General features: G+C 48.2%; 26 protein-coding genes and 1 riboswitch. Of the genes, 11 read left to right on the top strand and 15 right to left on the bottom strand.

From position 1 onward, the window contains the following. Positions 1-57 precede the first annotated feature (57 nt). Positions 58-1,245, top strand: a complete 1,188-nt coding sequence (locus SIC45_RS01370) for an MFS transporter (protein ID WP_319630794.1) — start codon at positions 58-60, stop codon at positions 1,243-1,245. A 39-nt stretch (positions 1,246-1,284) separates the two neighbouring features. Here SIC45_RS01370 and SIC45_RS01365 read toward each other — a convergent pair whose 3' ends face one another. Both SIC45_RS01365 and crcB read right to left on the bottom strand, forming a co-directional pair. Further along, the gene (locus tag SIC45_RS01365; RefSeq protein ID WP_298784899.1) at positions 1,285-1,635 is read right to left on the bottom strand and encodes a fluoride efflux transporter FluC; all 351 of its coding nucleotides are present in this window, start codon (positions 1,633-1,635) and stop codon (positions 1,285-1,287) included. Beyond that, the gene (crcB, locus tag SIC45_RS01360; protein ID WP_319630793.1) at positions 1,635-2,009 is read right to left on the bottom strand and encodes a fluoride efflux transporter CrcB; all 375 of its coding nucleotides are present in this window, start codon (positions 2,007-2,009) and stop codon (positions 1,635-1,637) included. The genes SIC45_RS01365 and crcB overlap by 1 nt, the downstream gene beginning before the upstream one ends. A gap of 51 nt (positions 2,010-2,060) precedes the next feature. Next, positions 2,061-2,125, bottom strand: a riboswitch (Fluoride riboswitch). A gap of 80 nt (positions 2,126-2,205) precedes the next feature. On the opposite strand from crcB, the gene SIC45_RS01355 reads away from it, so the two are divergent. Beyond that, positions 2,206-2,487, top strand: coding sequence for a hypothetical protein (locus SIC45_RS01355; protein ID WP_298784895.1), 282 nt, complete (start codon positions 2,206-2,208; stop codon positions 2,485-2,487). A 23-nt stretch (positions 2,488-2,510) separates the two neighbouring features. Then, a complete protein-coding gene (locus SIC45_RS01350) occupies positions 2,511-2,873 on the top strand; it encodes a hypothetical protein (RefSeq protein ID WP_319630792.1) in 363 nt (120 codons plus the stop codon). 50 nt (positions 2,874-2,923) lie between these two features. On the opposite strand, the gene SIC45_RS01345 is transcribed toward SIC45_RS01350, so the two are convergent. The 4 genes from SIC45_RS01345 to SIC45_RS01330 all read right to left on the bottom strand — a co-directional run bounded on the left by SIC45_RS01345 (position 2,924) and on the right by SIC45_RS01330 (position 7,087). Then, positions 2,924-3,532: a VanZ family protein gene (locus SIC45_RS01345; RefSeq protein WP_298784891.1), complete on the bottom strand. Its 609-nt coding sequence runs from the start codon at positions 3,530-3,532 to the stop codon at positions 2,924-2,926. A 121-nt stretch (positions 3,533-3,653) separates the two neighbouring features. Further along, the gene (locus tag SIC45_RS01340; protein WP_413645493.1) at positions 3,654-5,636 is read right to left on the bottom strand and encodes a penicillin-binding transpeptidase domain-containing protein; all 1,983 of its coding nucleotides are present in this window, start codon (positions 5,634-5,636) and stop codon (positions 3,654-3,656) included. Positions 5,637-5,705: 69 nt separating this feature from the next. Further along, complete coding sequence (locus SIC45_RS01335) at positions 5,706-6,026, bottom strand: YrhK family protein (protein WP_298784887.1); 321 nt, start codon at positions 6,024-6,026, stop codon at positions 5,706-5,708. 320 nt (positions 6,027-6,346) lie between these two features. Then, positions 6,347-7,087, bottom strand: a complete 741-nt coding sequence (locus tag SIC45_RS01330; RefSeq protein WP_319630791.1) for an alpha/beta hydrolase — start codon at positions 7,085-7,087, stop codon at positions 6,347-6,349. Positions 7,088-7,280: 193 nt separating this feature from the next. Here SIC45_RS01330 and SIC45_RS01325 point away from each other — a divergent pair, with 193 nt between their 5' ends. Continuing rightward, positions 7,281-8,090 carry an alpha/beta hydrolase gene (locus SIC45_RS01325; protein ID WP_319630790.1) on the top strand — a complete coding sequence of 270 codons (810 nt, stop codon included), beginning with the start codon at positions 7,281-7,283 and terminating at the stop codon, positions 8,088-8,090. A gap of 39 nt (positions 8,091-8,129) precedes the next feature. Here the strand turns inward: SIC45_RS01325 and SIC45_RS01320 are convergent, their stop codons facing one another. Both SIC45_RS01320 and SIC45_RS01315 read right to left on the bottom strand, forming a co-directional pair. Beyond that, a complete protein-coding gene (locus tag SIC45_RS01320; protein ID WP_319630789.1) occupies positions 8,130-8,984 on the bottom strand; it encodes an NmrA family NAD(P)-binding protein in 855 nt (284 codons plus the stop codon). A gap of 12 nt (positions 8,985-8,996) precedes the next feature. Then, a complete protein-coding gene (locus SIC45_RS01315; protein WP_319630788.1) occupies positions 8,997-9,326 on the bottom strand; it encodes a tRNA-binding protein in 330 nt (109 codons plus the stop codon). A 115-nt stretch (positions 9,327-9,441) separates the two neighbouring features. On the opposite strand from SIC45_RS01315, the gene SIC45_RS01310 reads away from it, so the two are divergent. Together SIC45_RS01310 and SIC45_RS01305 are read left to right on the top strand one after the other, a co-directional pair. Beyond that, complete coding sequence (locus tag SIC45_RS01310) at positions 9,442-9,825, top strand: hypothetical protein (protein WP_319630787.1); 384 nt, start codon at positions 9,442-9,444, stop codon at positions 9,823-9,825. A gap of 240 nt (positions 9,826-10,065) precedes the next feature. Beyond that, positions 10,066-10,806: an SDR family oxidoreductase gene (locus SIC45_RS01305; RefSeq protein WP_022793291.1), complete on the top strand. Its 741-nt coding sequence runs from the start codon at positions 10,066-10,068 to the stop codon at positions 10,804-10,806. Positions 10,807-10,853: 47 nt separating this feature from the next. Here SIC45_RS01305 and SIC45_RS01300 read toward each other — a convergent pair whose 3' ends face one another. Next, positions 10,854-11,540: a DUF2071 domain-containing protein gene (locus tag SIC45_RS01300; RefSeq protein WP_319630786.1), complete on the bottom strand. Its 687-nt coding sequence runs from the start codon at positions 11,538-11,540 to the stop codon at positions 10,854-10,856. Positions 11,541-11,712: 172 nt separating this feature from the next. Between SIC45_RS01300 and SIC45_RS01295 the strand changes: the two genes are divergently transcribed. Next, positions 11,713-12,003 carry a hypothetical protein gene (locus SIC45_RS01295; RefSeq protein ID WP_298784871.1) on the top strand — a complete coding sequence of 97 codons (291 nt, stop codon included), beginning with the start codon at positions 11,713-11,715 and terminating at the stop codon, positions 12,001-12,003. Positions 12,004-12,057: 54 nt separating this feature from the next. Here the strand turns inward: SIC45_RS01295 and SIC45_RS01290 are convergent, their stop codons facing one another. The 5 genes from SIC45_RS01290 to SIC45_RS01270 form a co-directional block, all read right to left on the bottom strand. Further along, on the bottom strand, positions 12,058-12,813 hold the full coding sequence (locus tag SIC45_RS01290) for a hypothetical protein (RefSeq protein ID WP_319630785.1): 756 nt from the start codon (positions 12,811-12,813) through the stop codon (positions 12,058-12,060). A gap of 96 nt (positions 12,814-12,909) precedes the next feature. Further along, positions 12,910-15,504 (bottom strand): YfhO family protein, encoded by a 2,595-nt coding sequence (locus tag SIC45_RS01285; protein WP_319630784.1) that lies wholly within the window; start codon positions 15,502-15,504, stop codon positions 12,910-12,912. A 15-nt stretch (positions 15,505-15,519) separates the two neighbouring features. Further along, on the bottom strand, positions 15,520-15,894 hold the full coding sequence (locus SIC45_RS01280; protein WP_298784865.1) for a GtrA family protein: 375 nt from the start codon (positions 15,892-15,894) through the stop codon (positions 15,520-15,522). Next, complete coding sequence (locus SIC45_RS01275; RefSeq protein ID WP_319630783.1) at positions 15,891-16,826, bottom strand: glycosyltransferase family 2 protein; 936 nt, start codon at positions 16,824-16,826, stop codon at positions 15,891-15,893. The genes SIC45_RS01280 and SIC45_RS01275 overlap by 4 nt, the downstream gene beginning before the upstream one ends. A gap of 103 nt (positions 16,827-16,929) precedes the next feature. Further along, positions 16,930-17,613, bottom strand: a complete 684-nt coding sequence (locus SIC45_RS01270; protein ID WP_319630782.1) for a spermine/spermidine synthase — start codon at positions 17,611-17,613, stop codon at positions 16,930-16,932. Positions 17,614-17,775: 162 nt separating this feature from the next. On the opposite strand from SIC45_RS01270, the gene SIC45_RS01265 reads away from it, so the two are divergent. The 3 genes from SIC45_RS01265 (at position 17,776) to SIC45_RS01255 (ending at position 20,458) form a co-directional block, all read left to right on the top strand. Next, positions 17,776-18,657, top strand: coding sequence for an ROK family protein (locus SIC45_RS01265; RefSeq protein ID WP_319630781.1), 882 nt, complete (start codon positions 17,776-17,778; stop codon positions 18,655-18,657). A gap of 77 nt (positions 18,658-18,734) precedes the next feature. After that, the gene (locus SIC45_RS01260; protein WP_319630780.1) at positions 18,735-19,277 is read left to right on the top strand and encodes a M15 family metallopeptidase; all 543 of its coding nucleotides are present in this window, start codon (positions 18,735-18,737) and stop codon (positions 19,275-19,277) included. A gap of 113 nt (positions 19,278-19,390) precedes the next feature. Then, on the top strand, positions 19,391-20,458 hold the full coding sequence (locus SIC45_RS01255; protein ID WP_319630779.1) for an SDR family oxidoreductase: 1,068 nt from the start codon (positions 19,391-19,393) through the stop codon (positions 20,456-20,458). Between the two features lie 51 nt (positions 20,459-20,509). On the opposite strand, the gene SIC45_RS01250 is transcribed toward SIC45_RS01255, so the two are convergent. Beyond that, on the bottom strand, positions 20,510-21,448 hold the full coding sequence (locus tag SIC45_RS01250; RefSeq protein WP_319630778.1) for an alpha/beta hydrolase: 939 nt from the start codon (positions 21,446-21,448) through the stop codon (positions 20,510-20,512). A gap of 155 nt (positions 21,449-21,603) precedes the next feature. Here SIC45_RS01250 and SIC45_RS01245 point away from each other — a divergent pair, with 155 nt between their 5' ends. Continuing rightward, positions 21,604-22,536 (top strand): ATP-binding cassette domain-containing protein, encoded by a 933-nt coding sequence (locus SIC45_RS01245; RefSeq protein ID WP_298784851.1) that lies wholly within the window; start codon positions 21,604-21,606, stop codon positions 22,534-22,536. The last annotated feature ends 15 nt before the right edge of the window (positions 22,537-22,551 follow it).

Raw genomic sequence — 22,551 nt, 5'->3', positions numbered from 1 at the left:
GATGGGAGCAGCTGCTTTTTACGCAAATGATTGATTTTTTACATAAGGATGATAGCCATGACTATTACAAAACGTGATCACGCCCTGTTTTTAACCGCTGTTTTTTGCTTTTGGTTCGCAACCTATGTGTATGTCCCGGTATTTAGTCTGTATTTGGAAAACAGCAGCTTCACCTACACCGCAATCGGCGTTATTCTCGGTGCGTACGGGGCGACGCAGGTACTGTTGCGCTATCCGCTCGGCATTCTTTCCGATGCTTTGAAGGGGCTGTTGAAAAAACTGCTGATTGTGGGATTTGTCAGTGGATTCATCAGCGGCGTGCTGCTCGTCTTATCTGATTCCTTTGCGGCGGTTTTTACCGCCCGGCTGCTTGCCGGGGTGACCGCCTCCATGTGGGTGATGGCGACGATTATGTACTCCCGGTACTTTTCTGCCGATCAGTCCTCAAGAGCGATGGGCATTCTGCAGCTCTTAACAGTTTTCACCCAGTTTATCAGCATGATGTTCAGTGGCTATCTGGCTGATCTGTTCGGGTTTACAGCGCTGTTCTGGATTGCCGCGGCCTTTTCACTGATCGGCATTGGATTTACGCTTTTCACAAAAGAAATACCGGTTCAGACCAGGACAGAGCCGTTGAAAATTCGTTCTTTAATCAGCCGGACTCTCCGGCTGCATGACCTGCGCTGGCTTACGTGCGCGAGCTTTATCGGTCATTCTATTATTTTCATGACGATTTTCGGCTTCACCCCGCTGTACGCGTCTTCGATAGGGGCTACGGAGCGGACATTAGTCGTTATTTTCATTGCCTTTTTTATTCCGCACCTTTTGGCATCCTTGTTTTTATCGTTTTATACCATACCGCTCCGGCTGCACAAACCACTTCTTTACGGTTCCTTTCTTACCGGGGCGGCAGCGCTTGCGTGGATGCCGTCAACTGCTTCTTTATGGGAGCTGAGCCTGAACCAGGTGGTGCTCGGGCTCGCCCTGGGAATTGTGCTGCCGCTGCTTTTGGGAATGGTTGTCCAGGTGAGCCCAGGGCCGCTGAAGGCGAGTGCAATGGGCTTTTACCAGTCGTTTTACGCCGCAGGGATTCTGCTTGGCCCGGTCGTCGCCGGATCTGTCGCAGAGCAGCTTTCCCTTTCCAGCGTCTTTTATTTCGGCGCACTGCTTGCACTCGCCGGAATTTTGATTACCTGGCTTATCCGTTTTCATGTTCAGACAGCCGGGGAGAATTCCCCGAAATGAATGAAAAGCCGTTTCCTTTGTCTGGGGAAACGGCTTTTGTCATCCAAAGAAATATCCGGCTGCCGCCGCCAAAAGCCCCAGGGCATAGCTTGCGACTCCGTACAGCAAAGCACTTCTCCCTTCACCAGCTTCAATTTTTTGAATGATTTCCATATTAAAGGTCGAAAAGGTCGTGAACGCACCTAAAAAACCGATGCCAATGCCCGCTGTTTCTGTAATACCGGCTTCCCGCGCCACGACCAGTCCGAGAAAAAACGATCCCGATACATTTACAAACATCGTGCCAAACGGCAGCACCCGGTGCCATCCGTTTTCTTTGGACCATGATACCAACGCTGCGCGGGCAGCAGCCCCAACAGCTCCTCCAAGAGCGACAAGCAGCCATGTCATCAGCTTTTTCTCCTTCCTGCACGGTAACCAATACCCGCAGTTATAAGCCCTCCGGCAGCACTGACTAAAACGTATACCCCGGCCGCAACCAGAGCCCCGTTTTCAATTAATTGAATTGTTTCCACACTGAATGTCGAAAAGGTCGTGAACGCCCCAATAACTCCCGTGCCTACTACAGCCTCCCACATAGACGGCCACGCTTTTCGCTGTATAATCCTCGAGGTAAACCATCCAAGTAAAAAACATCCGGCAATGTTTGCCGCCATTGTTCCCCATGGAAATACGCCGGGAGCCGCCGCAAACAACCGGTCTACAAGATAACGCAGCAGACTGCCAAGAGCTCCGCCGGCAGCCATCCATACATACAGTCTCATTTCGTTTCCTCCTTATTAAACGCAAAAATCCTGTCTGCACACGTATCCCGTGAACAGACAGGAGTCATCAGCTCTATTTTAGAGCGGTTCCGGCGAACTCCATCGCCAGCTATTCTTTGCCCAGTATACCATAATCTCACACTCAGGATTGATTTTTTTATGAACAGGGAAAACAGGAACGAGGAGCGTGGTGGCTATGTTTATTGTTTTTCAGCTCATTTTAGTTTTTCCTTTTCTGCTGCTTTTGTTTGTAGCATTAATGATCGGTCTGAAGGAAGACGTTCATACGCTAACCTTTACCAGGCAGCAGGCAGCAGAAGACACCTCCGGCATCATGTTTGTCTTTCACAAGCTTGAAAAACAGGTGCACCAGTGGACAGGCACTCTGTCTCCTCTATGGCAGAATATCCTTCGCCGCCTCGTTTTTCTTCTACTCGCTATTCTTTGTGCGGCGTGTATATATCTTATTTTATTTTAATACAGAAAGGACAGTCACTTATCATGAAACGATGGCTTCTCGCAGCAATCCTTTTTCCTGCCGGCATTCTGCATTTCACTTCACCTGAAAAATTCGAGCGTATTCTGCCGCTAAAGATCCACGGGAGAAGAGCTGCGGTATACGTATCCGGAGCAGCAGAGCTGGTTTTAGGCACTGCTTTTACGATGCAGAAATGGAGTAAATACGCCGGCAAGCCGGCTGCCGTCTTTTTTATACTTATTTTCCCGGCCAACGTATATATGGCTGTTAAAAGGATTCCTTTACGTCCAAACGGCAGGTCCTACCCGCTTTTATACTGGTTGCGCCTCCCTTTGCAGCTGCCGCTCATCCAATGGGCGCTTGAATGCAGCAGAGATAAACGCTGAGACATACAGAAAAAGCCGCCGTCTCCCACAAGAAGATAGCGGCTTTTCATTTACAATTTTGCTGCTGTTGCTGAACGGTCCCGCGGAGCAATAGCATCCGGCAGTACCGGTTTGTTCTGCTTGCGCCGTGACCGCCGGTAATACTTAAAGATCGCATAGCCGATCATCGCGCCGAGCGTATTCAAAATAATTGAATCAATGTCGGCCACTCTCGTCGGATAGCCAATAATTAAGTTAATGCCAAACTCCATCAGCTGTATGGAGAAGGATAAAAGTGTACCAATAGCAAAGGCCCAGATGAAGTGAATGTCATCACTGATCAGTATGCCAAAAAATATCGGCAGCAGCAGGTACAGTAAAATCTGCCCTCCTATTACACCTAGCCATGTACCTTCCTGAAACGACTCTACAATCGTATAGAACGGTAGAAACTGATAATATTCCCCCAGCTGAAGGCCTGGCCCGAGCGACCCTTCATACGGTGCCGGGATCAGCGTAAAACGTACGATTGTCGCCAGGTAAATCATAAATACTGCAGCCAGAATTTTTCGCCCTATTGGGTCATAGCTGCGACGGAACCAGAAAAACAAAAACGTTATTACAATCAAAATCAAGCCAATGGTGATCCATAAAAACGGATCAATAAACAGTCCTGTCATTCTTTCACCCCCTCGTCTGACATACAAAGATTCCTTTTCTCCCCATACCCGTAATTCGTCTGATGTATGAGAAAACAACTAAATTTTTTCTTTGTACCTCAATGACAATTTAGTGAAAGGGTTATTCTTCAAACAATGGCTTGGTCTGCTCCACTACGTAGCTGCTTCCGCCCCGGTCTTCGACGTTCTTGATCATCGACGCAATCAATAAATCTTCTTCTTCATTATCATACGCCACAAACCAGCCGTTTTCCGTCCCCTCTTCTTCTCCGGCCTGCTTCAGTTCCGCCGTGCCGGTCTTGCCTGAAACTGAAATGCTTTCATTTACAGGCTCATAGGCAGAGCCGCGGTCATCCTCTACGACTCCTTCAAGGCCCTCCTGAATCGTCGAAATGCCGCTTTCAGGCACCACGTTTTCCTCCCACACTTTTCGGTCAGAAGAAGCGAGAAGCTGCGGAGCCAGCATATCTCCCTCATTTACGAACGCCGTAAAAGCTGAAGCCAGATGAACTGGAGACATCTGCATCTGTCCCTGGCCATAGCCGGTATCAGCAAGCAGCACTTCAGAATCAAGACCCTCAGAAGCAATCGTCGACTCTCCTATTGGAAAATCATATGGAATCTCCTGATTAAAGCCGAAGCCTTCCAGACCGGCAGTGAAATCTTCTGCTCCGGTATTAAGCGCTGTGCGGGCAAAATAAATATTATCTGACGTAATTAATGCCTCGCGCAGGTTCACTTCGCTAAGTTCATCATCCACCCGGGTCACCGAATAACCGCCCCAGGAGCTGTCCGGCTGCCACTCAAGGCCTTCGATCGTCATTTCCTCATCCGGCGTAATCGCTTCGTTGCTCAGGCCGACCGAAGCAGTGATAGGCTTCACTGTTGAACCTGGCGCATAGGTGCTGTTAAATTTAGCAGCACGCGGACGATTTTCGCTGTCATTAAACTCCTCCAATTCGTCCTCCGGCCAGCCGTAAATATAGTTGTTCGGGTTGTAGGAAGGGGCGCTGACCAGCGCCCGCGTATCGCCGTTCCGGGGATCCAGCGCTACTGTGGCTCCTACATCTTCCTCTATCTGCTCATAAGCACGCTCCTGCAGGGAGGTATCGATGGTCGTCTGCACGTCCTCTCCGGCGACCGTTTCTTCCTCTGCGATCACATCGTCTTCCGAAGTAGAGATAAGCATACCGGGCTCCCCTCGAAGGCGCTCTTCATAAACGTATTCAAGTCCGGCTTTGCCGATTTGGGATGACTGTGTATACGTCCCGCCCCGTTCTTCAAGCTCTTCTCCGGAAATGCTTCCGATGTATCCTGTTAAATGAGCTGCGGCTTCCTGTTCCGGATAATACCGCTGGCTTCCAACGTCAGAAAGCTGCACTCCAGGCAGATCCTCCACGTCTGATGCTGCTTCCTGATTGTCAGGAGAAAGCGTCTTCACCGGAACCGCGCTTTCATCTGTCACCCAGTCCTGATCGAGTGCTCCGCTAATATCTTCTTCTGACATATCCAGGTCGTCTGCGAGCGCGGAAATTGTCTCATCCTGCTCTTCCCCCATGCTGCCGGGCACCAGACTGACTCTGGTCGTTTCCACGTTTGTCGCAAGCGGATCACCGCCTTCCGCCAGAATTTCCCCGCGTACCGGCTCCGTCCGTTCGACATTTACCGTCTCTTCCCATCCCAATTCTTCAAATATGTACGAAGGCGACCAGTCCAGCTGCCACTCCTCCCCGTCTTCTGTCTCTTCAAGTACCCAGGAGGCTTCCTGCTCAAAGGAAACATCCCCCGCGCTCGTTGTCATGCTCACAGAGAAAGGAAGCGCTGTTTCTTCTCCTTCAGCTTCCTCGTCGGTCTCACTGGTTTGAACATTCAGTTCTTCAGCGTTTGTATCCTCATAAATCGTTTCATGCCGGTTAATAAACGTTTCCTTATTGATCTGTTCGCGCGCATCTGAGCTTAAATACCCGTACATTTCTTCGAAATTTTGATTGTTCCATGCGTCCGTAAATTCCTGCATTTTGTCTTCCGCACTCTCGCGGTTACTGCAGGCACTCAGCCCTCCAATGAGCATTATGGCGCCCGCAGCTGCAGCCGTTTTTTTCATGTTTTCCCCTCCGTTCTCCATTTCTACAGCCATATTTTAACATAAGTCAGTTCCAGACGCCCTCTCTGGCTACAGCTTATAGGTCCGGCTCCCTTTCCGGACACGGACAGCCCGCGTGCCCTGCTGCCCGGCATACTCTTTTCTCTGTTTTCTTACTTTGTTCACATGGACCTGGTGAGCCAAAGCTATTACCGGACGGATAAACATCTGCAGGCTTCCGAGCACAAACAGCCAGGTACCGTAAAAGGTGGTCGTCTCTGAGAAAAATAAAAAGCTCCCAACTAAAAAAACAAGAGCAAGCATCAGGTCATTGATATGGTAAATCAGTTGATATACTTTTGTGATACGCAGTTCGTAGCCGCCAAATACGAGATCAATATTTTTTCCCAATGTTTTTCTCCCCTTTGCTTCATTTTGTCTGCTGACATAACATAAAAATCACCCGCAGCAGCGCAGGTGATTAAATATAGAACGAAAGAAACCATATAAAAGCAAGAAAACCTGTCAGCACAAACCCGTTCCGAATAATTTTTGCCTGCCGGGCGTTTTTATTTTTACTCCGGCTGAGCCTTCCTCTTCGATGCACCCAGAAAAGCGTCAAGTAAAAGATCAGACAGAAAATAACAACCGCCGGCATAAGTATGGATCGAAAGAAAAACTCTGCTACCATTTCCAGCTCCTCCACATGTGCCGTTTCTCTTACTATACCGCTAATGCATAGGCGGAAACAACCATGTGCAGGCTGCAGGAAACTGGGAAATAAAATACTTTCTTTCGTGCATTGCTTTCGGTTTTATATGGAGCGCCACCTGGTTTTCAAGCTGCTTTCGGAGCAGTGCATACATCATCTGCGTTCTCGGCACCATGTAGGGCTCAATGAGGGGCTGCCCGCTCCCTTCCCATTCCCCCACATACAGATATACGTAATGGCGCAGGGTAAGAGAGAGTCTCTCATTAATAAAAGCTCCCATCCCTTCATACCACAAAGAAGCAGAGAGCAGTCCAATCTTATGAAATACGTGAGGATACAAATCGGCAATATAAATTGAAACAAGTCCTCCAAGTGAAGCACCAATCAACCCGGTATGGGCAGCTTCTGTTTTTACCCGGTATTTTTCGTTAATATACGGGCGGATCCCGTTAGTCAGGATATATGCGTACTCTGTACCCAGCCCCTTGAAATCCGGAAGGTGCAAAGAAAGCGCTTTTGCCGGCCACGGCGTATACTCATGAATACGGCTTTTCGGCTCCACCCCGACCATTACTACCGGCTGCATATATCCGGATTCCATCAGCGCTTCCCACACACTGCCCGAATCCCGGAATAAATAGGCCCCGTCCTGGACATAAATAACAGGATAACGCTTCTGTTTGTTCCTGCTGTAATCCGGAGGCAGGTATACATATACATCGCGGTCCATAATCTGATGGTAAATGACTGTTCCTCTCATGACCTGCCCCCTTTTTGAGCCAATCCTCCAATTAGTTCTTCTTTATTAGCACCTTTTGTCTTATTAGCAACAGATTAATTGAAAAAGATTATCATTGTCAAATGAAGCGCCCAAAGTTTATCACACGGGAAACAAGGGTATTTTAAGTTATCTTGATTATTATCTTTTTACCAGTGAAGGAGGATTTGCTTAAATGGGACATTATGTCGCTGTAGAAGAAGATGTGCATATCTATGTTGAGGATATCGGTGAAGGGCAGCCGGTCGTTTTTATCCACGGCTGGCCGGTTAATCACAAAATGTACGAATATCAGATCAATGAGCTGCCAAAGCACGGATACCGGTTTATCGGCATCGACCTCCGCGGCTACGGACAGTCCGACAAGCCATGGAGCGGATATGATTACAATCAAATGGCAGACGACGTTAAAGGAGTCGTTGATGCCATGGAACTGGAGAATTTCGTCCTCGCCGGCTTTTCCATGGGAGGCCCGATTGCTCTTCGTTACATGGCCCGCCATAAACAGCAGGGAGTTTCTAAATTACTTCTGCTCGCGCCGGCGGCTCCAAGCTTCACGCAGCGCGAAAACTTCCCGTACGGCATGGAGAAAAAAGACGTCGACGGCATTATCGATAACCTGAACACTGACCGTCCGAAAATGCTTGAGGATTTCGGCGGCATGTTCTTTGGCAGCGAAAACATTTCTGATGTATTTAAAACATGGTTCCATGGTCTTGGCATGGAAGCCGGAAGCTATTCAACAATCCATTCAGCAAAAGCATTGCGGGATGAAGATTCCTTTGAAGACCTTTCCTCTATCACAGTTCCGGCCGAAAGCTTTCACGGGAAAAACGACCAGATCTGCCCGTTTGAATTTTCCGGAGAGCTTCAAAAGGGAATCAATGACCTGAAGGTCGTTCCTTTCGAAAACAGCGGTCACGGACTATTTGTCGATGAAAAAGAAAAGTTCAATCAGGAGCTTCTCCGCTTTCTAAAAGAGTAGCATAACGATCAAAGGACACGCTGCCTGCGTGTCCTTTTTCTATAATAAATGCCGCTCGAGATATGACCGCAGCATTTCCGGCGGCTTTCCGGTAAGTCTCTCCACATCCGAAGTAACCTCTCCCATCAGCCCCATGGAGGCCGCTTCATAAAGCGAAGCATTCACGCTGCCAAAGCCGGATCCGTCATCATATGTGCGGGCAAATTCCTGCACCCCCATTGGTTCATAACGAATGCGTTCTCCCGTAATGTTGGAAAGCAGTTCACACAATTCATCCATCGTATACGCCTGTATCCCGGTCAGCGTGTAAACACCCCCGTGTCTTTCGGGCGCTGCGGCTGCGGCAGCTATTGCCCTGGCCAGATCTCTTCTAGAAATAAAGGAAATAGCCCCTCTCCCTGCCGGATAAGGGAGCCTTTTGGTGCGGACCAGCTCCTCCGTATAAGAAATCAGCGGATCCGCATACACTCCGTTGCGGATAATGGTTCCAGCCATCGGGCTCATCGCAATACGACGCACTGCATAGCCGAAAAACGGACTCATATGAAAGGGATTGTTCCAATGGTCCGCCGTGAATCCGATAAACATAAACTGCTTTACCCCAGCCTGCTCCGCTGCTTCAACAGAAGTCTGAAATTCTTTGATCCGCTGTTCGGACGGATGCGTAATGCTCGGGATGTAAAGCACAACGTCTGCTCCCTGAAAGGTGCTCACCTGCTCATCAAACGAATAATAATCCATTTTTGCCGTGCTCACGTTCTGCTCTCTGAACACCGCTGCTTTTTCAGGATCGCGCACGCCCAGGACCACCTGTTCCTTTGGGACAAGTTCAAGCAGCTCTTCCGTTACTTTTTCCCCGAGATGACCTGTGGCTCCCGTAATAACATACTTCATATCTTCACCCTCTCAGCCGATTTTTTCCCCGATCTTCGTTTCATGGTCTGTTTGCAGAAGAGTTACGCCTTCATCCGTATAGACGCCCAAAATTAAGCACTCTGAAGTAAATGAAGCAATTTTCATTGGTGGAAGATTCACAATACCAATCACTGTTTTCCCTTCGAGTTCATTTATTTCATATAGATCTGTAATTTGAGCACTGGACTGCTTTACTCCCACCCCTTCTCCAAAGTCGACCCACGCCTTATACGCCGGCTTTTTCGCTTCTGGAAATTCTTTTATTTGTAAAATTCTTCCTACTCTGATATCCAGGTCATGAAAATTTTCAATAGAAGCCATCGAAATACCCTTCCTTTCTTCACTTTGATTATGTATCATCGTATCATAAGCGGTTATATTATTTGTAATATCCTGGCATATTTCCGGCCGGGAAACTCATTCGAGGTGAATCGACGTGCGGCGTTTTCTAACATTTTTGCTCGGAATTATTTTAGGTGCCGCCATGAATATACCTATTATCAGCATTGCCCGTTTTTCTGCTGAGTTGTTTATCGGGCAGGGGTACTGGCTGATCGGCATTGGGGCATCGGTTGTCCTTTGGCTTGTATTTAACCTTCCATTCATTCAATGGTTTGCCGCTTTTGCTGTGCGCTGGAGATGGATGAACCGTGTCGGCATCGGCCTGCTGATAATCGGTGTAGTCACTATGTTTCAGCTGAACAGTGGTGAACTGTTTTGGTATTACATAGAAATAGGGGTCATCATGGCCGCTTCCCTCTGTCTTTTGGTACAAATTATTTTCACTCCAAAGAAAAGACCCCCACATGTGAAGTCTTGAGCTTCCGGCGAAGAGCCGGGAGTTTTTTAGCCTTCAAACAGAAAAACAAAAAAATTTGCCTCGCAGATCCCCTGAAGTCCCCCGTCACATACGCCTTTCATTTTATTTTTTCCTCATTAGAAAAAATTGGATGATTGAATCAACTCACAGCGGGTATCATATATTCCGATGCCACTTATCATTTTAAAGTAACTACGTTATGGCAGAAACAGCTTATAAGAAAAAGGAGCGATACACGTCATGACAGAACTTCAAGGTAAAACATTTATTATTACAGGAGCAAGCAGCGGCATCGGTAGAGCAACTGCTAAAAAACTCGTCGAAAACGGCGCCAATGTAGCACTTGCTGCCCGCCGCCTCGAGCGCCTGAACGAAATTAAAGAAGAGCTTTCCGATCAGCCTGGTGAAATCATCGTCAAGGAAACCGACGTTACTTCCCGTGAACAGATGGAAGAACTCGGACGCGAAGCAGTAAATCACTTCGGCAAAGTATACGGCCTCTTTAACAACGCCGGCTTAATGCCGCTGTCTTTATTGAAAAACCAGAAGGTCGATGAGTGGGACCAGATGGTCGATGTAAACATCAAAGGTGTTCTTTACGGCATTAACGCCATCCTTCCACACATGATTGAAAACAACGACGGCCATATTATTTCCACATCCTCTGTGGCTGCCCACCAAATCTTCCCTGGCAGCTCCGTATACAGTGGTACGAAGTTTGCCGTGAAGGCAATTATGATGGGCTTAGAACAGGAAGTAGCCCAGACTAACATCCGTACGACTGCCATCTCTCCAGGAGTGGTTAATACAGAGCTTACTGAAACCATTACGGATAAAGAAGTAATGGAACAGTTCGATTCGGTACTGAACGTGCAGCAGCTGAATTCAGAGGATATTGCAGAAGCAGTATACTATGCCCTCACCCAGCCAGCTCACGTGGACGTCAATGAAATTGTTGTTCGTCCGGTGGACCAGCCGTAAAATCATGAACGTATTTAAGCCTCTGCTCCGTATTCGGCAGCAGAGGCTTATTTTTTTCGCAGTCTCGCAGCACCCACACTCACGCCGGGGCTGACCATAACATGATCGGGACGGCCGTCTGACTGCCTGAATCCGCCGGCTGTGAGGAGCCCGTTTTCTTCCTCTTTATACTCACCGCGGTACAGCTCCCACGGCTCGTGTACGACGTCCCCGTACCAAATCTGTCCGTCTTTCGCTGTATAAAAACGGTATCTTTCAGCAAGCCAGTTCTCGAGCGAGCCGGCAGCAGCCGGCAGCTGTTCTCCAGTCGCCCGGTATTTTGCGCGAAAGCGTACGTTCCCGGATCTCCGGTGGTGATTCCAGTACGTCCAGCTTTGATGACGGCGGATCGAAAAGCGTGCCTGGTAATACGGAATAGAAAAATTCCGTCGCGCGATCCAGACGCCAAGCGGAGAAGAAGCATCCAAATTATAAAAGTAAATGCCCGGCACCCCGTCCACACGTACATACGTGCGCAGATTCAATTCCGGGAAGTTCAGCCCTGTCCCTCCCGGGAGAAAAAAAGGACGGATATCATGCATTGAAAACGAAACCACGCCTACATACGCTTTTCCCTGAAACGTATCTACATCCATATGATCCGGCAGGCTGCGGGCCACTTCGACGGGATCTTTTTCCCAATGTGCAAATAATGCGTCTCTCCATTTCATACGTATCAGCTGCGCCTCTTTCATCTGTGCTCCCTCTTCCTTTTCGTTTTATTTTACCCAATATACTACGGTTTGCCGCTGCTTTAAACTTAAATGGCTTCAGCTATACTATTTTTTTCCTGCTTCTTATTTTCCTCTCCAATAGGGTTTGTGATACATTGAAGGAAGTTTATTCTTCGCAAAGGAGCTCATATATATGGAAGACGCCAGAATGAAAATGTTCAGCAGCATGCTTTTAGCCATCTCTCTGTTACTCGTCATCACCACCGACATTCTTCTAATTGTTACTGCCATTGTGGTAGGCGGAGGCATTTCGTTATACGTATACGCCGGCCTTGTTATTACCGCTCTGTGGGGCGTTGGCCTGGCGGCTCATTTTAAAGCCCAGAGCCGGATAAGCTTTCTTATCTTTTTTATTTTAACGGTGCTTCTGTTGATCAACTTGTTCAGCGGTATTTTAACCGGGCCGGCGGTAGAATTTTCATAATAAAAAAGGCCGCGCGGACGGCCTTTTTTTATTTCCCGGGAAATATGCGTGAAACTAACTTTTCTCACGCTCCGGCTTTAAATTCATAATGACACCATAAGCAAATGCAGCTCCGACAAGTACAATATAGGTAATTAGATTATGAGGAAATGGTAAAAGATCTACCGCAGAGATCACGAGCCATACCATAATCAGTGAGGCCATAATTACGGCGTACACTGGCAGAAAGCTCTTCTGGAGAATCCGGACCGCCAGGGCAGTAGCCATGATTGCAGCTGGCACGAACCACCATTTAAATGCTGCTGGAAGAACTAGACCACCCTCAGGTACATTTGTTATAAGGTCACGCACGGGAATCACCAGTACAAGCATTGCCGCCTGAGGAAGATAATTTAAGACCTGTTTCATCCGATTTGAATGAAATGCCTGAATGGACCTGCCGTAAATCATTAAAAAACTGATTATTAAGGCCCCTGGACCTAAAATACCAAAATACCAGATAGAAAAAACTGTCATGCCCCGCAGCAGATCCCACGACCATAAAGCTGAAAAAAGAATCCATGCAACCAGTATTAAAAATGAGATATGTTCGCCTGTGGAAGGAGATACCTGCTTTTTAATTGCCTGACTGTAGACTCTCGGTTCCTTCGACACTATTTCATACATGGAACCTCCAGCTTCTTCCTGCACCTCGACCGCTTCTTTGTCCGGCTGAATGGAAAGTTCTATGTCCTCCGTTTTTCTTCCGTATAAATAAAGATAATCCCCGACCTCCCGAAAATACTCTTCAGCTTGTTTGGATAAAGACATAAGCCCTCCTTTTCATATCCTTATTTTTCCACCAACCTGTATTCACTGTCAATACACATAAAAAAGCCCGCCCCGCCAGGCGGAACAGGCTTTACTTCAGTATTGTTTTCTTCTTCTTTTCACTCCCCATAATACTGCCAATATCAAAGAAACAACCGACACTGCAGTCATCCACCAGAAGTAAGGAGGATAGTACGTAAGAGAAAGATTGTTTTTCCCTTCCTCAAGCGGTACAGCGGTAAACGCCCCATTTGCTTTTTCGACTGGTACACGTTCACCGTTCAACTTGGCTCTCCACCCCTTTTCATATGGAATCGGCATTACAGCGTATGCGTCTCCTCCGTCATTTTCAATGACAGTATCAACTTCATTGCCATCCACTTCTACGTTCCGGGTGATATCCTCTGCCTGCGCACTGGCTTCATTTAATTGTTCATACGTTTCTTCGTACACAGCCAGATCTTCAAGATGATATTCTCCTTCAGGCATCCGTACCTCTATCACGTTATCCTCCGGATTCTCCACGCGGATCGTTAAATCATTTTCATCGGTACGGTACAGCGAATCCCTCGCCTTACGGGAAGTCTCAAATTCGTTGACATTCATCCGGAAAAAGCCAACGCCGGGCTCCTGGCGGAGGAGGAAGTCCACGTAATACTCCTCCACGTCTTCACTCTCCGGCACTGTAATATTAAGTCCGCCCTCTTCCCCGGTAACCGTAAGCATTTCATTCTCGTAAGTGCCATTTACCGCCTCGACATTTTCACGGGTGATAACCGACTCTTCCTGGGGGAAGTCGGCCGCTGCGTCCGGGTTCTCGAGAATCACGCCGTTTAGCATAGCATGCTCCTTCGCAAGCGGTGCCGCTTCTTTTGCATCTTCATAGGCATATACCTGATCCGTCGTCCGTACAAATGGAAGTACATTTTCATTCTGATAAATAATATAATCATCATTTTCAACAAATGGAGTAAATCCGTACGGCACGTTTTCATCCCCGTCTTTTTCAAACATGGCGTATTCCCCGCGCAGCAGGCTGTAAATGTTTGCCCTTCGCCCGAAATCGGAATACCGGCTGATACTCTCCCTTCCGAGATCGATCTGAAGGTCATTGTAATAAAACATGAGTATTTCTTCATTCAAAATACTTGAGTATGCCCCTGCCCCGTAAAAATCCAAATACAGTGGCGTATTCGTACGCTGAGGGTCTTTGATCCAAGTAGTGCGGGACAGCGCGTCCGGATCCTCCTGCGCGGCTTCATCAAGCAATTCGATCTGATCTGCATCCATGTAATCCTCGCTCATTAGAAATTCCTGCGTCGTTTCGTTCATACTCCCACGTTCAAACAGCTTTTCATACTGGTACTGATTGGCGACCACCACGCTCGTCATAATGGCAAAAACGGCAGTGATGATCCTTTTGCCGCGCACGTCCGTAAGGGTTGTCACAATAAATGCCGCGAGCGAAATGATGATCATTCCGGGTGTCAGCCACCCGCTCCAATGGTCGATGGAAAAATCGTCATCCCATAGATAAAACAGAACGTACATGCCTGTCGCAAAAATAAGCGAAGGCACCAGCTCCCGCCAGTCGAGCTTCCGGATATGCTGGACGCCTGCTGCCACTGCGCCGGCAAGTAAAAACGCAGCGATATACTCGAACCGGTTCCGCGGCGCGGATAAGCCGTTAAACACGCTTCCCATCAGTGGACTGTAATGAAATACGATAAATAACAGCGCTAGGATGGTAAACAACACAAAGCGTGGATCCTTATACAGCTGTTTCCAGGCTGCAAACACTAAAAAGATAGTCGGCACAATAAGAAAACGGCTGTCGAGCAGAATGTTGCTTGTGTTATCAAACAATACGATCTCCTGTTCAAAATCCGGCCGGTAATTGTTAAAGTACCCGTACACGCCGGCGAAAAAGCCGGTCAGTCCGATGCCGAATCCGAGCAGAGAGCTGCCCCCGAAATAAAGTATCTGCTTTCCAATCTTTGTTTCTCCAGGCCCAAGACGGATCAGCCACCTGGCTAAAATATAAATACCGATAAAAATAAGAACGATATAGGAAAAGTAGAAATTCGAAAAGACGGTTGCTGCGAGTGCAAAAATAAACAGCAGCGGTTTTTTCTCCCGAATTATTTTTTCCACCCCGTGTACGAGCAGCGGGAGCCAAATGAAGGCATCCGCAAAAAACTCCCAAAACGCCGCGTGGCGGAAATACATTACACATGTGGCGTACAACAGGGCCCCTGTCAGGGCAGGCACGCGGCCTAGCTTCATATAGCGAAAGCAGGCGTACGTTAAAAAGGAAACGAGTGTCATCCGGACCATGCTGATAAAAATGACAGCCTCGGTCCAAAAAGCTGCGTCCGGCTCACGGATCAGCCCCAAAAGCTCCAGCGTATACACTGCTGCTATCTGGAAATAAAAGAACAGGTTCGTCGAATAATAGTACCCGAGCTGGGTAAACATACTGCCGCCAAGCCCAAGCTGAAAGGAATAAAAAAATTCACCGCTCGTGTAATGATCATACAGCAGCTGCTTAAACGGCCCCATCTGATTCAACCCGTCATTAGGACCGGCCATATACGTATCATTGGTCCATTGATATAAGAAAAATGCGTGCGCTGCGATGACTGTCAGAATGACTGCTGCTGCAATCCCCCATATATGCTTGTGTTTCAACATTCTCTCCCCACGCTATCTTTTTAGTATTTTCCCTGTGACAATGAACGTGACCGGTATAGTAAAAATCACCGCTCCGAGCGGCGCGATAGTACTGTTAATACTCAGCCATTCCACGAATATATAAGCAAAAACGGATGAAGCCCCTACGTTTACTACCTGGGTCAGCGGAAACTGAAAAAACTTTTTCCATGTCGGCCGGACCTTGTAAGTAAAGTATGTATTTAAAAAGAAAGAAATGACAAAGCTGATAAAAAACCCGGTAATATGGGCGATCATATATGGCACCGAAAGCACCACGTGAAGCAGTAAGTAGGCGGCGTAGTAGTTTAATGTATTCATACCGCCCACTAAAACAAATCTGGTAAACTCATTATCCAACTGTTTCATGCATCTCGCCTTTTCGTATTAGATTCCTGCACTAAATAATGCGGGCGTCTTTTCGTTTCGTAGTAAATGCGTCCGATATACTCCCCGAGCACGCCAAGACTTAACAGCTGCACGCCCCCTAAAAACAGTATAGCGGAAATTGTCGTAAAATAACCCGGCACTTCAATTCCCATCCGCACAATCTGGACAAACGTGATACCGATATAAACCAGCGCAAGCAGCATCACGATCAGCCCGGTATACAAACAGAGACGCAGCGGACGGTTATTAAAGGAAATCATGCCGTCCACGCCGTAATTCAGGAGGCTTGAAAACGACCATTTGGTTTCGCCTTCCTGGCGCTGGACATTTTCATAATAAACCGTTTTGGCTGGAAAGCCGATCCATGAAAAAAGCCCCTTCGAAAAACGATTGGCTTCACTCAGGGACAGCAGAGCGTCCAGCGCCCGGCGGCTTAACAGACGGAAATCACCGACACCGTCTTCAAGCTTCACATCCACCATTCTGTTAATAAATTTATAATACATTGCAGCCATGCCGGAACGGAATTTTGAATCTCCTTCCCGGTTCCGTTTTGCGATTACCTGATCATAGCCTTCTTCGTAGCCTTCAATCAGTTCTAAAATCACCTCGGACGGATGCTGCAGGTCAGCGTCAATGATTACTACCGCATCCCCATCCGCATGATGCAGCCCGGCAATTAACGCTGCTTCTTTTCCAAAGTTGCGGGTAAACGAAACGTAGCTTACATTTTCATGCAGCCCGGCAAGCTCTCTCATCTTCGTCAGCGTCCGGTCCGAGCTTCCGTCATCGATATACAGTGCCTCTATTTCATAGGGCAGATGCCCTAAATGGTTCTGCAGTGATTCATATACAGACACAATGTTGTCCTCTTCATTAAACGAAGGAATTACGATTGATATCTTTTTCATTCCATTTCCTCCCTGGCCCCTTCATCTCCCACTGTTTTCACAGTACTTTCATATCGTACCCTTCTCTGTATCTTTTGTATCACTGTAGAGGGCTAAAAAAATCTCAAAAATTGTGTGATGGATGGATATGTTCTGCTTTCCTGGCGTAAAAAATAACATCCGGACCGCCGCGTCCGGCCTCCACCTCCTCTACCCATACATTATCAAACAATGCTTCCAGACTGTTTTCAAAGGCACTGGAATAAGAAGCGCTCCAAAACGCTGCCACTCCTCCTCCCCGGAGGACGCCGAAAATCGTCTGTAGACCGCCAGGTTCATACATATAGTGGTTGCCTTCCCGGACAAGCCAGTCAGGGCCGTTATCTGTATCCATACATATAACGTCCCAACAGGCGTTTGTTTCTTTTTCCAGAAACACCTGGAGATCACCCTCTACGATTTTCGTTTTGCTGTTTTCTGGTGCCCTTTTGTTCCATTCCTGAAAATAGGAATGGTTCCACTCAATTATGTGCTTTTCCAATTCCACGACGGTTACATAAACTGTATCTGCATGCCGCACTGCCTCGTCGAGCGAAAAACCAACGCCCAGGCCTCCGATCAGCACCGATTCTGCTGAAAAAGCATGATTCAGCGCTTCCTGCACCATGCGCCGCTCCGACTCTCCGTTGTGGGTAGCCATCAAAAATGTGCCGTTGCTGATGACTTCATAGTGAGAGTCCCGGCGCTGCAGCTGCAATTCTCCGCTTTGCCCCTGAACATTTGCTATTATTTCTCTGTTACTGCTCATTCAAGCTTACTCCTTTCCCGCCCGGCAAGTATATTTCATATTTGCAAAACAAGAAAAAAAAGGTACGATTAAAAGGTATACAGAATTTTATCCATATGGAATTTTCATTTATTTTGAATGATCTTTTTTATTATTTTAGAAAAAGACCAGGAGGTTGTTTATATGCTCGGCGCCATTGAAGCAGGAGGGACTAAATTTGTCTGCGCGGTCAGTGAAGACGGCCGTGACATAAAAGAACGTATTTCTATTCCAACTACGACGCCTGATGAAACTATGCAGCAGGTGTACGATTTTTTCCGTGCTTTTTCTATCGAAGCTGTTGGCATTGGTTCTTTTGGTCCGATTGATATTAATACAAAAAATGATACATACGGCTATATCACTACAACACCAAAAACAGCATGGCAAAACTTTAACATTCTCGGAGACGTACAAAAACACCTTGCTGTCCCGGCAGGCTTCACCACCGATGTCAATGCAGCGGCGCTCGGAGAATGGAAGCACGGCGCCGGTGCCGGAAAAACAAGCTGCCTGTATATGACAATCGGCACCGGTATCGGTGTTGGTGCTGTAATTAACAACAATATTCTTGAAGGCCTGAACCATCCGGAAGCCGGGCACATCATGGTCCGCCGGCATCCCGGGGACCAATTCACCGGCACGTGTCCCTACCACAGCGACTGCCTTGAAGGGCTCGCTTCAGGACCTGCGGTGGAACAGCGATGGGGAGAAAAAGGCAGCGAACTGACCTCCCGCCCGGAGGTATGGGACCTTGAATCTTATTATATCGCCCAGGCAATGATGAATTACATTCTGATTCTTACCCCCGAGCGGATTATTATCGGCGGCGGCGTAAGCAAACAGCCGTCCCTGCTTGCAAAAGTACACGAAAAAACGCAGCAGCTTCTGCAGGGATACGTTCAGGATCCAATGATCACTCACAATATCGATCAATATATTGTTACCCCGGACCTCCACGATGATGCGGGCATCACCGGTGGATTTGCGCTTGCTGCCCAGGCCCTCGAAGACACTCACGGCTAAAGGCAGACGGCTCCGGAACCCAAATACTCGTTTATACTTCCTGTACGCAGGTTGAAAAAAGAAAGGAAATCAGCTGAGTGAAAAGACATGTCTTGCTACTTATAACCGGGCTGCTTCTCATTCTGGTCGTACTCGGGTGGAACAGCAGGCAGAATCCTCTTCCCGAGGTGGAAGCAAGCGAAGTCGTTGAACAGAACAGCCTTCACCCTGTCGTGGAGGAACGAAAAAATGAATGGATTCAGCGTGCAGAGCAGCAGGGGATCGACGTTGTAGTAACGGATGAATACCGTTCGGTGGAAGAACAGGATGCCCTATACGCCCAGGGCCGGACGACACAGGGAGAAATTGTTACGCGGGCCCGGGGCGGAGAATCATACCATAATTACGGGCTCGCCGTGGATTTTGCGTTACGTACACCAGACGGAGAGCTTGTCTGGGATATGGAACGAGATGATAACGGCAACGGAGAAGCAGACTGGACGGAGGCCGTGGAGATCGCTAAGGAACTCGGCTTCAGCTGGGGCGGGGACTGGCCCGGATTTAAAGACTATCCCCACCTCGAGATGACCTTCGGCCTGAGTCTCGAGGAGCTTCGTGCCGCTGAACAGCAGAATACGTAATTATCATCGCCCGGCCAGGCGCCCGGGCGTTTTTTCCCGTTGTCCAGGTTAGGCCTCTGCCGATTTGTGGTATACAGCTGTATTACCCTATATTCTGAAAGGAGTCCTCTTCAATGACTAAAACCGCCCTGGTCGTAGGAGCCACCGGCATAATAGGCAGCAGTATCCTAAAACATATTTCATCGCTCGAAGACTGGACCGCTGTGGGTATTTCCCGTCATCAGCCGGAGGATACTCACGGTGCCGATTATTACGTGGAGGCCGATCTCTTAAAAGAAGAAGAAATCACACAGGCACTTCAGGACGTGCCTGCTGTCACCCATATTTTTTACGCAGCCTACCAGGACTATGATCCTCTCTCCAAAGAACAGATCACAGTTAATACCGATATGCTCCGAAGTGCCGTTCAGGCCGTGGAAACGACGTCCACTCAGCTTCAGCGTGTCGTATTGATGCAGGGAGCCAAAGTGTACGGTGCCCATCTCAGCGCCTTTAAAACACCGGCACGGGAAAGCGATCCGCGTCATATGCCGCCGAACTTTTATTACAACCAGGAGGACTACCTGCGGCACCACCAGAGTGGGAAAAGCTGGTCATGGACAATTTTGCGTCCCGACGTCGTATGCGGCTATTCGGTAGGAACTCCCATGAATTTAAGCATGGTTATTGCTGTGTACGCCTCTATTTCTAAAGAGCTTGGCCTTCCCCTTCGTTTTCCGGGAAAAGATGTTACCTACCGGTCACTCGCCCAGGTTACCGATGCCGGCCTGCTCGCCCGCTGCTCCGTCTGGGCTGCACTGCACGAGCCGTGTGCATTTGAGACATTTAATATCACCAACGGAGACTTCTTCCGCTGGGAACACATGTGGCCGGTTATTGCCGAAGAGTTTCAAATGAACACCGGGCCTGTGCAAACAATTACACTCTCTGATTTTATGCCGCTGCAGCAGGAGCTGTGGGAGGATATGCAGGAAAAATACAGCCTGCAGAATATTCCGTTTGATAAACTGGCCGCCTGGCCGTTCGGTGATTTCATTTTCAATGTAGAATACGATGTGATGTCTGATACTAATAAGGTGAAACAGTTTGGGTTTACTGAAGTAGTGAACAGCGATGATATGTTCCGGCATCTGCTTCGTGAATTTCAGGAGCAGCGGCTGATCCCGGACTTTTCAGACTGAACTCTGATACGCCTGAAACACCCATCCGCCTGCTTCCGGATGGGTGTTTCATCATTTCCCGATATGCTTTTGTACAAACGCCCGCATATAGTTCATCGCTTCCTGTCCGTCCTCCTCAAGCGGAAAATGGCTGATAAATCCGTGAATCGTCCCGTCCACCCGGTGATGATGCACATCTGCGTTTGCCTCTTTCAGCTGACGGGCCAATTCTTCACCCTCATCCCGAAGCACATCATACTCTGCTGTTATGATAAGTGTAGGAGGATTCCCGCGTTTTTCTTCATCCCGCATTGGTACAGCCAGCGGATCCCTGCGTTCATCCCAGGCTGATAGGTAATGCGCCCAAAAGTCGCCCATATTTTTAGCCGTCAGGCCGTAGCCTTCACTGAAACGGTGATATGATACATAAGCAGGCTCTTCCTCCCGGTTGTAAAAATCAGCGACAGGATACAGAAGCATCTGTCCTTCAAGGTATGTTTCTTCTTTTCGGAGCAGCGTAGACGCTGCGTATACAATATTTGCCCCAGCGCTGTCACCACAAAGATAAAACCGGTCCTCCGTGTTCGACCAGTCCCGGTACTCCGAAAGCACCCAGCGTACAGCGTCCAGGCAGTCGTATACTCCTGACGGAAATGGGTACTTCGGTGCGAGCCGGTAATCCACTGCTACGACATACGCCCCCAGTTCATTGGCCAGCACCCGGCAAAAGGTATCATGAGTTTCAAGGCTCCCCACAGCAAATCCGCCGCCGTGGAAAAAAATCACTACAGGAAGCGGCTCTTCAGAAACCGGCTTGTATCTGCGCACGGTTAAGGTCCGTCCCTCTGAACCAATATCTTTATCCCACACTTCAGCCACGGCTGGTCGTTCCGACGTTGCGGGTGTCATTTCATTTCTTCGCCTGCGTTCATCGACTACTTCCTCCACTGTTTCCACTTCGAAGGAACTGTTTTGGTTCAGATACTGCTTTACATGGTCTCGAAGTTCCATTATTTCCGCCCCCTTCTTTCTATAATAGCCCATACCCTGAATTTCGTCTGCCTACCCATCAAACCGCGTCTTTGTTTTCGTATCCATTGACGATGGCTGCCTGAAGTTATATAGTTACGCTAACATAATGACTATGGCTAAAGTAGGGGTAATGTATGGAACCTATCATTCAAGTGCACGAACTGCGAAAATCATTCAAAGATATGGAAGCGGTCAAAGGTATTCATTTCGACGTTGCACAGGGAGAGATATTTGGCTTTCTGGGCCCTAACGGTGCAGGAAAAAGCACGACCATCAACATGATCTGCACGATGCTCGCTCCCACTTCAGGAAGCGTTACCATTAATGGGTACGACGCTTTTAAGCAGAAAGCAAAAGTCCGCGAAAGCATCGGCATCATTTTTCAGGAAAATACGCTCGATGAAAAATTAAGCGCCCTCGAAAACTTAAAGCTTCACTGCCGGTTTTACCGTGTCCCTAAACATAAACGGGCAGAACGTATTCAGGAAGTACTTGAAATTGTAGACCTGATCGACAATCAAAAGAAAAAAGTGGAGGAGTTCTCCGGCGGGATGAAACGAAGGCTTGAAATTGCCCGTGGCCTGCTTCACTACCCGAAGGTCCTCTTTTTGGATGAACCGACGGTGGGCCTGGATCCTCAGACGCGGGCCCATATTTGGGAGTACATTCTCCGCCTGAAGGAAAAAGAAAATATCACGATATTTCTTACCACCCACTACCTCGATGAGGCAGAAATCAGCCACCGCATCGCTATTATGGACAAAGGCACTATCATCGCTCTCGATACACCTGAGCGCTTAAAACAGCAGGTTGGCGGGGACGTCATTGAACTCGGAACCGAGGATAATGACACCGTTGCCGCTCAGCTGCAGTCAGCGATGCCGGAAGCAGAAATAAAACAGGAAGCAGGCATTCTGCGTATCCAGGTGCCCAGCAGTGACCAGTTTATTTCTACTTTTCTGCAGCAGATTCACGTTCCTATTACGAGCCTGAACATACGCCGGCCCACGCTCAACGACGTGTTTTTGTCCTATACTGGACGCGATATTAAAGCCGGCCCCGCCTAAGAAAGGAGATCAAAC

Origin of the sequence: Marinococcus sp. PL1-022, from assembly GCF_033845285.1 — a bacterium.
GTDB lineage: Bacteria > Bacillota > Bacilli > Bacillales > Marinococcaceae > Marinococcus.
This window is presented reverse-complemented; position numbering and strand designations above follow the sequence as displayed.

Bases quoted from the DNA above. Each gene is read 5' to 3' on its own strand.
- SIC45_RS01250 (WP_319630778.1), bottom strand. From the start codon at position 21,448: ATGGAACTTCGAGACCATGTAAAGCAGTATCTGAACCAAAACAGTTCC.
- SIC45_RS01325 (WP_319630790.1), top strand. From the start codon at position 7,281: ATGGGACATTATGTCGCTGTAGAAGAAGATGTGCATATCTATGTTGAG.
- SIC45_RS01280 (WP_298784865.1), bottom strand. From the start codon at position 15,894: ATGAAACAGTTGGATAATGAGTTTACCAGATTTGTTTTAGTGGGCGGT.
- SIC45_RS01365 (WP_298784899.1), bottom strand. From the start codon at position 1,635: ATGACATGGCTGCTTGTCGCTCTTGGAGGAGCTGTTGGGGCTGCTGCC.
- SIC45_RS01345 (WP_298784891.1), bottom strand. From the start codon at position 3,532: ATGACAGGACTGTTTATTGATCCGTTTTTATGGATCACCATTGGCTTG.
- SIC45_RS01270 (WP_319630782.1), bottom strand. From the start codon at position 17,613: ATGAGCAGTAACAGAGAAATAATAGCAAATGTTCAGGGGCAAAGCGGA.
- SIC45_RS01245 (WP_298784851.1), top strand. From the start codon at position 21,604: ATGGAACCTATCATTCAAGTGCACGAACTGCGAAAATCATTCAAAGAT.
- SIC45_RS01340 (WP_413645493.1), bottom strand. From the start codon at position 5,636: ATGAAAAAAACGGCTGCAGCTGCGGGCGCCATAATGCTCATTGGAGGG.
- SIC45_RS01330 (WP_319630791.1), bottom strand. From the start codon at position 7,087: ATGAGAGGAACAGTCATTTACCATCAGATTATGGACCGCGATGTATAT.
- SIC45_RS01350 (WP_319630792.1), top strand. From the start codon at position 2,511: ATGAAACGATGGCTTCTCGCAGCAATCCTTTTTCCTGCCGGCATTCTG.
- SIC45_RS01315 (WP_319630788.1), bottom strand. From the start codon at position 9,326: ATGGCTTCTATTGAAAATTTTCATGACCTGGATATCAGAGTAGGAAGA.
- SIC45_RS01355 (WP_298784895.1), top strand. From the start codon at position 2,206: ATGTTTATTGTTTTTCAGCTCATTTTAGTTTTTCCTTTTCTGCTGCTT.
- SIC45_RS01300 (WP_319630786.1), bottom strand. From the start codon at position 11,540: ATGAAAGAGGCGCAGCTGATACGTATGAAATGGAGAGACGCATTATTT.
- SIC45_RS01290 (WP_319630785.1), bottom strand. From the start codon at position 12,813: ATGTCTTTATCCAAACAAGCTGAAGAGTATTTTCGGGAGGTCGGGGAT.
- SIC45_RS01255 (WP_319630779.1), top strand. From the start codon at position 19,391: ATGACTAAAACCGCCCTGGTCGTAGGAGCCACCGGCATAATAGGCAGC.
- SIC45_RS01295 (WP_298784871.1), top strand. From the start codon at position 11,713: ATGGAAGACGCCAGAATGAAAATGTTCAGCAGCATGCTTTTAGCCATC.
- SIC45_RS01305 (WP_022793291.1), top strand. From the start codon at position 10,066: ATGACAGAACTTCAAGGTAAAACATTTATTATTACAGGAGCAAGCAGC.
- SIC45_RS01320 (WP_319630789.1), bottom strand. From the start codon at position 8,984: ATGAAGTATGTTATTACGGGAGCCACAGGTCATCTCGGGGAAAAAGTA.
- crcB (WP_319630793.1), bottom strand. From the start codon at position 2,009: ATGAGACTGTATGTATGGATGGCTGCCGGCGGAGCTCTTGGCAGTCTG.
- SIC45_RS01265 (WP_319630781.1), top strand. From the start codon at position 17,776: ATGCTCGGCGCCATTGAAGCAGGAGGGACTAAATTTGTCTGCGCGGTC.
- SIC45_RS01275 (WP_319630783.1), bottom strand. From the start codon at position 16,826: ATGAAAAAGATATCAATCGTAATTCCTTCGTTTAATGAAGAGGACAAC.
- SIC45_RS01370 (WP_319630794.1), top strand. From the start codon at position 58: ATGACTATTACAAAACGTGATCACGCCCTGTTTTTAACCGCTGTTTTT.